The sequence below is a fragment of the Microbacterium umsixpiens genome (assembly GCF_053543675.1).
The window spans coordinates 4,061-15,512 of sequence record NZ_JBLVOH010000130.1; the positions used below are offsets into that span (position 1 = coordinate 4,061).

The 11,452-nt window shown below is 64.1% G+C and carries 10 protein-coding genes; 5 read left to right on the top strand and 5 right to left on the bottom strand.

The genetic code is table 11. The features are described from left to right. Nucleotides 1–156: 156 nt before the first annotated feature. On the bottom strand, nt 157–1,221 hold the full coding sequence (locus ACNPM4_RS13060) for an acyltransferase family protein (RefSeq protein WP_448985954.1): 1,065 nt from the start codon (nt 1,219–1,221) through the stop codon (nt 157–159). A 48-nt stretch (nt 1,222–1,269) separates the two neighbouring features. Here ACNPM4_RS13060 and lepB point away from each other — a divergent pair, with 48 nt between their 5' ends. Next, nucleotides 1,270–1,953 carry a signal peptidase I gene (lepB, locus tag ACNPM4_RS13065; RefSeq protein ID WP_448985955.1) on the top strand — a complete coding sequence of 228 codons (684 nt, stop codon included), beginning with the start codon at nt 1,270–1,272 and terminating at the stop codon, nt 1,951–1,953. A 24-nt stretch (nt 1,954–1,977) separates the two neighbouring features. Here the strand turns inward: lepB and ACNPM4_RS13070 are convergent, their stop codons facing one another. The 3 genes from ACNPM4_RS13070 to ACNPM4_RS13080 form a co-directional block, all read right to left on the bottom strand. After that, a complete protein-coding gene (locus ACNPM4_RS13070; protein ID WP_448985956.1) occupies nt 1,978–3,201 on the bottom strand; it encodes a PqqD family protein in 1,224 nt (407 codons plus the stop codon). A gap of 113 nt (nt 3,202–3,314) precedes the next feature. Next, on the bottom strand, nt 3,315–4,232 hold the full coding sequence (locus ACNPM4_RS13075) for a nucleotidyltransferase family protein (RefSeq protein ID WP_448985957.1): 918 nt from the start codon (nt 4,230–4,232) through the stop codon (nt 3,315–3,317). A 16-nt stretch (nt 4,233–4,248) separates the two neighbouring features. Next, on the bottom strand, nt 4,249–5,733 hold the full coding sequence (locus tag ACNPM4_RS13080; protein WP_448985958.1) for a DUF4012 domain-containing protein: 1,485 nt from the start codon (nt 5,731–5,733) through the stop codon (nt 4,249–4,251). Between the two features lie 523 nt (nt 5,734–6,256). Here ACNPM4_RS13080 and ACNPM4_RS13085 point away from each other — a divergent pair. The 4 genes from ACNPM4_RS13085 to ACNPM4_RS13100 all read left to right on the top strand — a co-directional run bounded on the left by ACNPM4_RS13085 (nt 6,257) and on the right by ACNPM4_RS13100 (nt 10,502). Next, on the top strand, nt 6,257–7,537 hold the full coding sequence (locus ACNPM4_RS13085; protein WP_448985959.1) for an oligosaccharide flippase family protein: 1,281 nt from the start codon (nt 6,257–6,259) through the stop codon (nt 7,535–7,537). 175 nt (nt 7,538–7,712) lie between these two features. Then, on the top strand, nt 7,713–8,075 hold the full coding sequence (locus tag ACNPM4_RS13090) for a GNAT family N-acetyltransferase (protein ID WP_448985969.1): 363 nt from the start codon (nt 7,713–7,715) through the stop codon (nt 8,073–8,075). Next, entirely contained in the window at nt 8,042–9,190 is a 1,149-nt protein-coding gene (locus ACNPM4_RS13095) for an ATP-binding protein (protein ID WP_448985960.1), read from the top strand. Before ACNPM4_RS13090 ends, ACNPM4_RS13095 begins: the two co-directional genes overlap by 34 nt. A 133-nt stretch (nt 9,191–9,323) precedes the next feature. Continuing rightward, the gene (locus ACNPM4_RS13100) at nt 9,324–10,502 is read left to right on the top strand and encodes a hypothetical protein (RefSeq protein WP_448985961.1); all 1,179 of its coding nucleotides are present in this window, start codon (nt 9,324–9,326) and stop codon (nt 10,500–10,502) included. 33 nt (nt 10,503–10,535) lie between these two features. Here the strand turns inward: ACNPM4_RS13100 and ACNPM4_RS13105 are convergent. Beyond that, nucleotides 10,536–11,452, bottom strand: a 917-nt coding sequence (locus ACNPM4_RS13105; RefSeq protein WP_448985962.1) for a hypothetical protein, incomplete at its 5' end; no start/stop codon positions are given.

The following is an 11,452-nucleotide window of genomic DNA, read 5'->3' on the forward strand; positions in this document are numbered from 1 at the left end:
GCGGCGACCCCCGTGGCTGGACTCATCGGCACCGACGGAACGCAGGCCGGGCCGCTGGCGGTCGGCAGCGACGAAGTGCGGGTGCTGATCGACAGCATCCGCGCGGCGGTCGAGGTCTCCCCCGCCTGACGCGGTGTCAGTGGCGCGAAGCCGCCTTCATCGTGCGCGGAGCAGGGGCTTGCGCCGGCCGGTCAGCCAGCCCATCACCCATTCGACGGGGCCCGTGCCGACGAACCGCCACCACAGCCACCCCACGAGGATCATGCCGGGAACGATCACGAGCCACCCGGGCCAGAAATTCTCGGTGGGGCGGCCGTTCGCATTGTTCCACAGCGCGATGAGCCCCACGTGCAGCAGGTAGAGACTCAGCGCGACCTGTCCGCATGCGACCAGGGGCACGAAGATCGGGCTCCAGAAGCGCTTGGCGCCGTCGCGTCGAGCGGTCGCGGCGAAGACCACGATCACGTAGACCGCGAACACGAGGGCGAAGTCCTTCAGGGTGTCGAGGTAGTCGCCGGACTGCACGTCGCCGAGCCGCTGACCGACACCCCACGCCAGGTAGGCGAGCGGTGCGGCGATGGCCAGCCCCGTGAGCAGTCGGTCGCGCTGCAGACCGTGCCGGATGAGGAGCGCGCCGATGAGGAACATCGGCAGGAGGTTGAGCACGCGGTAGTGCGATCCGAGGAGGAGCCACTGCATGATGTCGCCGACCGGGGCGGGGGCCGTGTACACCCAGATCCAAGTCCGGGCGACCGCCACCAGAGGCTGGCTGATGAGCAGGAGGACCGCCGTCACTCCGATCACCACGGGCGTGCGCGCGAGGAGGAGCGGCGCTCCGAGGATGATGGTCACGCCGAGATACGCCAGGATCACATCGACCCACGAGCCCCAGGTCGCCATCCAGACGCCCAGCGCGATCAGGAACAGTCCACGGATCACCTGCTGCAGAAGTGTCACGCCGACGCGTCCGCCCCGGCGCCAGACGAGCTCTGCCGACATGCCCATCACCAGGGCGAACAGCGGCGACGCCAGGTCGCTGAACATCGCCGTTACGAACTTCGCGGCCCAGGGCAGTTCGGGCAGGAACGGGTTCGCGTGCGCGATCACCATCGCCACGATCGCCACGCCACGGAGGACGTCGGGGATGAGCAGGCGCTGCGCCTGCGATGCCGATGCGGACTCGAGCAGGCGGGGACCGGTGTCACCGGAATACTGGGCCATTCACTGACAGTATTGTGTCGACACCGCAGCGCGCGAGCCGGAGAGCAGATGATGACGACAGATGCACCGAAGCCGCGTCGGCGACTCCTCGGGAACATCTGGGTCAACATCGCGCTCGCCCTCGCATTGACCGGGATCATCGTCGCCTTCATCGGCCAGCCGTCGTCCGGATCCATGTCGCCGACGCTCGAGCCGGGCGACCGTCTCATCGTCAACCGCCTCGCCTACGTCGCCGCAGACCCCGCGCCGGGCGACATCGTCGTGTTCCGTCCCGATGAGGCCTGGGGCGAGAAGCCGGCGGCCGGCGGGAACTGGTTCTCGCAGGCGTTCCACTGGGTCGGCGAGACCACCGGCATCCGGCCCTACGTGCTGGTGAAGCGGGTCATCGCCGGACCCGGGCAGACCGTGGAGTGCTGCGACGCCCAGGGCAGGGTGCTGGTCGACGGCGAGCCGCTCGATGAGCCCTACGTCGTCAAGGATCTCCCCTTCGTCGCCGGGTCGCTCGACTGCGACAGCGAGCCGATGTCGACCCGCTGCTTCGCGCCGGTCACCGTTCCGGAGGATTCCTATCTCGTGCTCGGCGACAATCGGGCGAACTCGGCCGACTCCGCGTATCTCTGCCGCGGGACGGCGGATTCGGATGAGGACTGCTGGCGCTGGATGACGCGCGACGACGTGTTCGGCAAGGCCGGGCCGATTCTGTGGCCGATCGGGCGGTGGGGCGGGCCGTAGACGAGGGTGCGCGGAGGCCAGTTGTCAGACCCAGCCGATCAGGTCGCGCTCGTGCAAGTCCTCCATCAGCCGCTGCACCTCCGGCCGAATGTCATCCGCGTCGACGTCGTAGCGCTCCGCACACCACGCGGTGATCTCGGTGATTGAGATGTGAGGCTGCTCGATCATGGCTTCCCAGATCGTCATCGCCGGCCCTTCCAGGGCAAGCGGCTGACGGTCTCCCCCATCCGTCCCGAGTACAAACGTCTGCGATGAGCTCGTCGAGTATGCGACGTTCGACCGCACGGCCCAACTCGGCTCGTCGACGAGCAAACCCTCGCTGACGAGTTCGTCGAACACGACCTCGAGCAGCGCGTCTCCGCTCTTCGCCGGAGTGGACTGGTCCCGCGCACTAATCAGGAGCTGCTCCCGACTGATGCCGTCAGCATGCCTCCAGAGCGCGCGCGCGTGTGACCGCAGCACCTCCAGCGCCAGCCCGTCGCCCGATCGGCGGACGACGAGCACATCACCGGGGCGCTGGAGGTAGTCGTGGGCAGGCCCACGGAACCACGCTGCGCTTCCGTCGCTCGCCGGAACCGATGCCGGGCCGGAGTGCACGGGAAACGGTGGCGCGAACCGCATCGTCCGGGGTCCCTCGGCAAACCGTTCCGCCACCTCGCGGAGAGCGCGGGACAGATCGCCGACGGCCACTCGTCGAATACCGCTCGTGCTCCCGGCGATCATCTGCACCGCACGGAGCACGGGGGCGCGTTCATTCGGCGAACCCTGTTCGATCGCGTGGCGCGCTAGGGCAAGGACACCGTCCTCTTGCTCGGCACCGGCAACGCTCTCCCCGTCGCCCAGAAAGAGCGCGCCGATGAGACGAGCTGATCCGCCCACTGCACCGCTCTCCAGCGCATCGCCCACGATCGTCGTCGACGCGGCCCGATGCACGATGTTGCCTGAGCGGTCAGAAACCCAGCTGTCTGGCGGCAGCCTCTTGTAACGCGCGCTGAGGGCCGCCATCACCGCGTGCGCTTGCTCGCTTCCATCCAGGGTGACGATGAGGGCAGAGCCATGATGATCCACGAGCAGGTCTGCACCGAAGTCGATGAGTCCGCGTTGGCGATGGATCCTGGCGACGGCTGCGTCGACCTCGCGCCGCACGAGTTCCATGCCGCTCTCAGCATCGGCGTCACCCGCGACCACGACCTGGGTCTCCGCGGAAACCGGGACGCTCGGCATCATCATGGCGTATTCGGCATGCACCGCGTCGATGAGATCTGTGGTGCACCCACTCAGCGTTATCCCTACCGTGACGTCGGCGATCCGGACCGTGAGCCCGTCAGATCTCGCTGAGCCGCCCGCGGCTCCCTGCCCGCTCAACGGCCTGCACCGCGTACATATCGCAGCGTCGCGGTGATTCCGCGTCCCCATCGAGCAACCTGATAGGACCAAGCCTGCCCTCGAGATGGGAGAACCGACGCATCGTTTCGAGGAATCTCGGCCCGCGGCACCCAGGCCGCGCGTAACAGGAACGCCGGCCATTCCGAAAACGGCTGCCGCCGCAGGGCGATCCACCAACTCGCGGCACCACCGTCGGCAGCGAAGGCCCGGTGCGCCTGCCAGGCGCGCTGCTCCTCTGCCGTGAGATCGTTCTCGGGTTCCACTCCTGTGATGTCGCGCAGCTGATCGCGGAGCACCCACTGCGCGCGACCCTTCGTCACGAGATCGAGGAAGTCGCGCCGATCCGTTTCGGAGAAGTCGTCGCGAAGCGCATCTCGAACCCACGCCCATTCCGCCTGGTGACGGACGACGGTCATGTTCCGCAGCGCATGCATGGCAGCGATCGCTGCCGCACCCGGACGCCCGGGGAACAGCACGGTGACTTCGCCGATCGGGATCGCGCGTCGACGCTTCCACAGCTCATCGAAGACCACGGATGGATCCGCGAAGAAGCCGGGAAACCACAGATGCACATCGATGTCGCACGGCCAGGACTCATGGATGTACGTGCGGGAGTGGGCCGCGATCAGAGTCGGTGTCTCTCGCGCGACACGCTCCTTCCACCCGGCAGCCTCGATGGCAACGCAGAAGTCATCGAAATCGCTAGGCTCCACGAGGACGTCCGCGTCGGCGGCCGTCCGAGCAGGACGGAGGCCGTGGTACTCGGCAAACGGGCCTTTGATCGACAGCACCCGGATGTCGTGACGATCGCCGATCGCCCCACAGAGCGCATGGGCGAGCGTGGTCGCGTGCCCGAGGCCGAGGCTTGAGGTCACGGCATCGGTGGCGCTCACGACGCTCGCCACTTCGCTATCCGCCGCAAGAAGTCAGAGTGACAGGCGTCTCGCGCGTCATCGGCGTGTGCCATACCTCCAGGTCCTCTCCCCCCGCGGAAACATCAGTGAAACGAACATCGATCACATGCTCGCTCACGTAATGGTTCAGCACTTCGACCTTGACGGCAGGGCGCCCGAGGTGCTGACCGACCGCGAGCGGTGTCGCTGCCTGCCCATCGATCTCGACGCTCGCGAACGTCGAACCGACCGGCCCGTAGAGGACGACATAACTGCTGATGTCACCCAGCGGGTAGTAAGGGCCCGCGATGTAGTAAGGAAGACGCGCAGCTTCCGCCTCGTCGAGAGACGACTTCAGAGTCACCGATGCGCTCGCCTCCCCGTCGGCCGCGCAAGCATCGATACTCATGTCGAGGTAGTAGCTCTTCTTCGAACCGGTGTTGTCGTTCACGAAAACACCGAGCAACGGGTTGCCCTCCGCGGCTGTCGGCATCCGACCGCTCATACGCGATGACGCGATCAACGCCATCTCGTCCGGGTCCTCGCTTGTGTAGAGGATGCGCCCTTCCGCCGCGGCGCGCCCCAGCGCGGAGATCAGGCCGGTCGGCGACCCGGTACCGCTTGTCAGCGCAGTGAACACCGCATCGGCGGCTGCTCCGAAGAACGCGTTTTGCATCAGGGGATCTTCGTATCGGAAATACGCCTCGTTCAAGAGAAGCGGTACGGCGTTCTCGGCCGTCAGAGTGTCGCCGGTCGGTAGCGCGACCGGGCCCGTCGCGGCGAGGAGATACGACAGAGCCACAGGGTCCATCGAGATGTACGCGTCAACGTTCGTCTGGACATCCCGATCCCACCACCCCTGCAGAATTCCCGACGCCGTCGCGAAGTCGGGAACCATCGTGAAGTCCGGGGTGTAGCGGCCGATCTTGTCTCCATAGATCGCGACCGCTTCCGGGTCGAGGGGGACGACGGGTTCGTCCAGGGGCTGCTTGAAGTCAGAGCTGTCCACGTGCTCGGTGATGGAAATCGCCCCGTTGTCGACGTGGATGACGATGAACACGGCTGCGTTGCCGCCGAGACTACGCGCCTCGGAGTTTCCCTGGAACATAACGAGGTAGTCCCGCGCTCCGCCCGCTCCGAGCGCTTCAGGAAGCACGCCGAGGATCTCGTGCACTGGAGCGAGGGTTTCGTCCAGCTTCTCGAGTGCGCCTTCGAGCTTGACAACTCCCGCCGAAACTTGGTCGATCAGACCGGACGTATCGATCTTGTCGATCGTCGAGGATGCCTTCTCCACGCCGGTGGCCACGCCGTCGACGACAGTGGACAGCTCTCCGAGAGCTGCCACATCGATGCGTCCGCCGCTGGGCGCGAGCGCCGCCAGGTTGAGCTGGGTTGCCGGCGTCACGACGTCCGCGACGAGCGCGTCCGTCACTTCCGCTACCTGACGAACAGCCGCAAGGTTCGGCCCGACCCACGGCACGTACTCGGCGAGCGCCCACAAACGGCCCTGCGTGGGCTCCAGCGCGGCAGACGTCTCCTGCGCCAAGCGCCCTGCTGCCTCCGTTGCAGCGGGCGTGTCCTGCGCGAGGACCGACTGCTGGACGGTCTGCACTTCACCCATCGCCGCTTCGAGATGCGCACGCGTGGTCATCGCCCGGTCATACAGCTTCACGGCCGCGAAAGCGGCACCGGCGACGATGAGGACCAGCAGCACGCTGACTGTGAGCCAGATCCAAACACGACGGCGCCGACGCGGACGAGGGGTGTCATCGCCCGCCGGCAGAAGGTCGTCAGTGGGGGGCTCCGCGAGAGAGCGCGCTTCGCGCCGCGTGCGGGGTCGGGGGTCCTCCTGATGCATGTCTTCCATTCAATCAGCAGGCGTACGGGCGCCCGAACAGGAGTGCGCCGAAGGGGAGACTAGCAGGCCGTGCCTGGTCTCACGCCCTGCTTCGGCGCGCATCAAGACGCACCAGTAGGATCAGGGGACGTCCGCACAATCACCGCCGAGGAGTGACCCAGCCGAAATGAGCCGAGTCCCGCGTTGGTTGCGTCCTGGAACGTTCATCCGTTCCGTCTCGCTTCTCGCAGGCGGCACGGCCTTGGGCCAGATCATCACCATCGCCGTCTCGCCCGTGCTTACACGCTTGTTCGATGCTGAGGCTTTCGGAATCCTGGCCGTCTACACGGCCGTCCTCGGCGTGACAACCGCCGTGGGCTCACTGCGGCTGGAACAGGCCATCGGGCTTCCGCGAGGAAAGCAAGCCGGATTCACTGTGCTCGTCCTTGCCGTTCTCGCGTCGCTGTTCACGTCGATGATCGTCGGCCTCATCGTGATGGTCGCACCGCAGCTGCTGTTTCAGCAGGGTCAGAACGTCCCCGCTTTGATCCTCTGGCTGTTCCCGCTGGGCGTTATCCTGAGTTCGCTGTATCAGGCTCTCAGCGTCTGGGCGTTACGACTGCGTGAGTTCCGGCCGATCGCCGCCACCAAGATCACCCAGGCTGCCACAGCAGCGGGTGTGCAGATCGCGGCGGGCATGGCGGGGATCGGATCGATCGGTTTGGTCGCTGGCTCCATGATCGGACAGTCGGCCGGAATCAGCACCCTGATCGCGAGAACCATGCGAGGCAAGTCCCTTCGTCGACCGCGCCGGCGCGAGCTGATCGCCACGTTCGCCCGTTATCGGAACTTTCCGCTGCTTGCGACACCCGCCGCGTTGTTGAATGCCCTCGCCTTCCAGCTTCCCGTGCTGCTGATGGCGCCAACCTTCGGAGCGGCGGTCGTCGGCCAGTATTTTCTTGCGACACGGATCGCCCTCGCGCCGCTAACGCTGATAGGCGGTTCGATCGGCCAGGTGTTCTACGCCGATGCCGTCGCCATCAGTAGAAACAACCCCACGAAGTTGCTCCGGCTGGTCCTATCCACCAGCGCGAAATCCTTCTTGATCGGCATCATTCCGGGCGTCGCGATCTACGCGCTTTCGCCATGGCTCTTCCCTGTCATCTTTGGTGACGAATGGTCGTCAGCGGGCCAGATGAGCCAGGCCCTTGCCGTAATGTTGGTGGCCAACTTTGCGATGTCGCCCGTGACACAGATTTTTCTCATCTTGGAACGACAGTGGCTGAGCATCGTTATAAACGCCGTACGCTTGATCGTCGCAGCGGTCGCGATTCTCACACCGGCTTACCTCGGAAACACCGCCGAATACACCGTCATGATCTACTCCTGGACAATGGCGGCATTCTATTTCGCAACCCTTTTGGTCGCCGTGCTGCTGCTCACGAGCTCAGCCCGCAGAAACAACTAGATTGAAACCGGACATGCAAATCCACCTGCCGACGTCAACCACGTATGGTGTGTGGTCTCTCGACCACCCGCACGACAGTGAGGTGTCGGCGTTCCCGATCACAGAAGCGACAGAAAGCTCTCTTCCGGACATCGAGCACTGCCGGCCAGGTTATTCCTCCAGAGCGAGGGAGTACATGGTGAGCGGCCACCATGGAATCCTCCTTTGGCAAGACAACCACATCACAGGAATGGCCTGGCACGTGACGAACGAGAGTGCTCGAACCGTTCGAACGAAGGGATACTACCCACTCTTGCCGGGGCGGACGCTATTCCATGCTGACTGGATACACCCTGAACATCGAGGACAAGGACTGCACCGAGTCTTGATCTCTTCACGCCTGAATATTGTCTCCGGCGGCCCCGCAACGCTAGTTGAAGCCAACATTGAACCAGACAACAGATCATCGATTCAAAACTATGAACGCCTCGGGTTCATCCTTGATCGGACGCTGACTGTCGTCTCATGGCGGCGCTGGGCGATTGCGCGGTACCGCTGATGCGTACGCCACCCAAGATCATGGTGCTGGACGGAGATTTCACCCACACACTCGCCGTTCAACGTGAGCTGAAGCAGCACCTCGATGCGGAGATCATCTCAGTAGCCTCTTCACCGCTCTCGCCCGGATACCTGTCACGGCATACCGACCTTCGGGTGATCGCGCCTCCATCATCGTCCGAGGCTTTCGGCGAAGCACTTGTCGGAGTCGCCGCAGTTCACAAGCCTGACCTGATAGTCCCGATCGGATTCTCTTCCAACTCAGCGGTCATCGCCCGCGCCGCAGAACTTCTGCCGTTCAGCCAGCTGCTGGCACCTAGCGTTGAATCGTTCTCACGCGCGGCGAGCAAGACGCTCACTTATCAGTCGGCCGATGAAGTGGGTGTGCGAGCTCCGTTGGAGTACGGCACGGACTCTGCCGCACTCGCCGATGCTCTCCCCACTGGGGACTATCCGATCTTCGCAAAGGCACGCTTCGAACGTGGCGGTATCTCGACCGCTCTGATTCGCTCGGCGGAAGAACTGCGTAGATTCGACCCCGAAGCACTCGGCGGAGACGTGATCTTCCAGGAGTACATCAACGGCGACCCGTTCACATACGCGCATTGCGGCTACTTCGTCGACGGAAAACCCGTCGTTTCGATGGAGCACATCGAACAGAGATCGGTTCCGCGACGCGGCGGAAGCGGCACGCGCGTCGTGTCGGCATCCATTCCGGAGCTTGCGCGACAGGCAAGCACGCTGTTGTCCCATCTTTCATGGACGGGAGTAGCCCAGGTCGAGTTCAAGATGGCGGCGAACGGAGATTTCATCCTGATGGAGATCAATCCAAAACTGTGGGCTTCGTATGCTCTCGCCTCGCGAAGTGGGCACCCCATCGTGGCGAGTGCGGCTGCACGTCTGCTCGATTTCGAACTTCAAGACACCCGTGCTGCCCGACTGGGCATGGCAATGGTATTCCCGGTGCGTGAACTCTTGCACGTTGCGGCGAACATCCGCGAGGAGAACGTGTTCTCAAGCAGCGTGGCGATGCTCTGGCCCCCGGCGCACATCGATTTCGACCTCGCCGACCTTCGTGCACATGTTCCACGCAGGCGCCGGAAGGCAGCGCAATGATCGGTAGCGCCCAGAGGCAAGCGCCGGACGTGATGCCGTGAAAGCAGTGGCACAGACGCTCTCGATCTTCCCCGGAACTGCCGTCGACCAAGGCTGTGGATTCCGGGCCTCCGACGTAGACCTAGAGGGTTCCATGAGAGACCTCGAAGCGAATCTGCTCGTTCTCTGCGGTGAGGACCAACAGCCGATCGTCCTCGTCTCCATCGACACTCTCTACCCCGGCGAGCAGCTGACCGCCGCAATCCGCAACGGCGCCCAGTCGCTTCCCCACGAGCGCGTCCTGATCGCAGCGACCCACACCCATGCGGCTCCGATGACAGACGGTACGAAGCCTCCGCTGGGCGAGACTGACCAAGACCATATGATTGCGATCACGCAGCGACTCGAAGGGGCTGTGAATCATCTACTGGCGCGGGTCGAGGATGCTCCACGCACCCAGATGAACTGTGGTTCAGGGGTGGCTGATCACAGCATCAACCGTCGCGGTCGCCAAGGCTACGTCGTCGGCCGACGTCCCCGGCTCTCTCACATCGCCGCCATTCCGAATCCTGGCGGCAGCCGGGACGAGACCATCACCCTGTTCACGCTCACAGATGCGAGCGGTTCCCCCGTCGCAGTCGTGTGGAACTATGCCTGCCACCCCGTTGCTCAACCGTCGCCTGAGCAATACTCAGCGCAATTCCCGGGTCGGGTACGTGAGAGAGTACGGGCGTGGTTCGGGAACCCAGGACTGCCCGTCCTGTACTTCCAGGGATTTTCCGGTGACACACGGCCCAGCGCGTCCGTCCGGGAAAGCACCATCGTGGAACGCATCCGCAACGCGGGGAGAAGGACGTCCTTCGATCGAATGTCGCCCGATGTCTATACGCGGTGGTGTGCGTCGCTGGGAGACCGGGTAATCGAGATTCTTCAGGGCGCGCGCCCAGTAGGAGCGGACACGATCTCAACGAGCGCCACCCAAGAGAAGGGTGCGAACTTCACCGCTGGGCAGTCCCAACCGGTCCCGTTCCAAGCCCTCGCATTCGGAGAGGATTTGACGATCCTGGCCGTAGGCGCAGAGCCAGTTTCCGCTTACGCCCACTGGGCGAGGTCGACAGTGGATTCCGACTTTGTAATGTGCGTGGGCTGTATCGAGCAGACATACGGATACCTGCCCACAACCGAGATATGTCGTGAAGGCGGTTACGAAGGAGGAGACTTCTGCTCATTGTTCGGCCTCGGCGAGATCGCACCTCGGATCGACCCCACCGCTCGGGCCGCAATCAGGCGCGTCCTCGACCAGTTGGACTCCGCTCGATCAAACGCAAGGTGATCCTCAAGGTGTGCCGAATACGGCGCCCAGCCGTCAGAGGTTCGGGAACTGACCGAGAAAATCGACTCGTCGACGTTCAATCTCCACCCCGGACGCATGCGAGGACACTTCAGCTGGAAGGTCACGTCCATGAGCTCTGACGATGAAGTCCCTGATCAAGGCTGAATCGATGTGCTCCACCGGAGCATCATTCGGGCCCGCCAGCTTGAGCAGAAGATCATTCTCGAGGTCGGCGATGCCTTCGTCCCAGTAGGGGAGTACGGTCGGCACTCCGAGCCCCAGATAGTCTCGCACTTTCAAGGGCGAGGCCGTTCGCAAACTCTTGCGCTCCAGAGCGAGAGTACCCATCGCGACCGACCACGATGCCACCTCGTCGAGATACTCCGTCTGATCGCGCGTGCCGACGACTTGTACCGCATCCCCCATCGCGGCGGCGATTGTATGGCGTTCACTCGCAGGACAAACGACTATCCAATCCGAGAGATCACCGAGTTCACTCGCCAGCGCCGCGAAACGATCGAGCCCGGTCCAATCATTCATCGCCGCGGTGCTGATACCGACTCGGGGCCGCCCGGACGAGGTCTGCGCGCGCCGCTGCACCCAACTCCCGTTGCCGAAGACACCGCGCGCTCCTCGAATGAGACGAAAACTCCGATCATCAGCAAGTTCAGACACGACAAAAGTCCCGCCACTCGCCTGCCGAAGCTCCTGCGCGCGGAAAAGACGGAGGTATGTTCGGCGCGTCCAAGAGGATCGCGCGACTTCGACGAGATCGTCAGCATGGACCTCAACGACTACCGGCGCCACGGCACTAAGCCCTCGGTAAAGCCCCGGCACCGGCGCGAGCCATCGGGCGTAGATCACCGTGGGAGCGAAGCTTGCGACCTCGGCTATAAGTCGACGTGCGCCCCGGATGTCATTCATCATGTTGCGGGTTGCGCCGCGGGGGG

What these genes read in the sequence shown, in the direction of transcription:
- lepB (WP_448985955.1), top strand. Translation starts at nt 1,270, where the DNA reads ATGATGACGACAGATGCACCGAAGCCGCGTCGGCGACTCCTCGGGAAC.
- ACNPM4_RS13085 (WP_448985959.1), top strand. Translation starts at nt 6,257, where the DNA reads ATGAGCCGAGTCCCGCGTTGGTTGCGTCCTGGAACGTTCATCCGTTCC.
- ACNPM4_RS13100 (WP_448985961.1), top strand. Translation starts at nt 9,324, where the DNA reads ATGAGAGACCTCGAAGCGAATCTGCTCGTTCTCTGCGGTGAGGACCAA.
- ACNPM4_RS13090 (WP_448985969.1), top strand. Translation starts at nt 7,713, where the DNA reads ATGGTGAGCGGCCACCATGGAATCCTCCTTTGGCAAGACAACCACATC.
- ACNPM4_RS13060 (WP_448985954.1), bottom strand. Translation starts at nt 1,221, where the DNA reads ATGGCCCAGTATTCCGGTGACACCGGTCCCCGCCTGCTCGAGTCCGCA.
- ACNPM4_RS13095 (WP_448985960.1), top strand. Translation starts at nt 8,042, where the DNA reads ATGGCGGCGCTGGGCGATTGCGCGGTACCGCTGATGCGTACGCCACCC.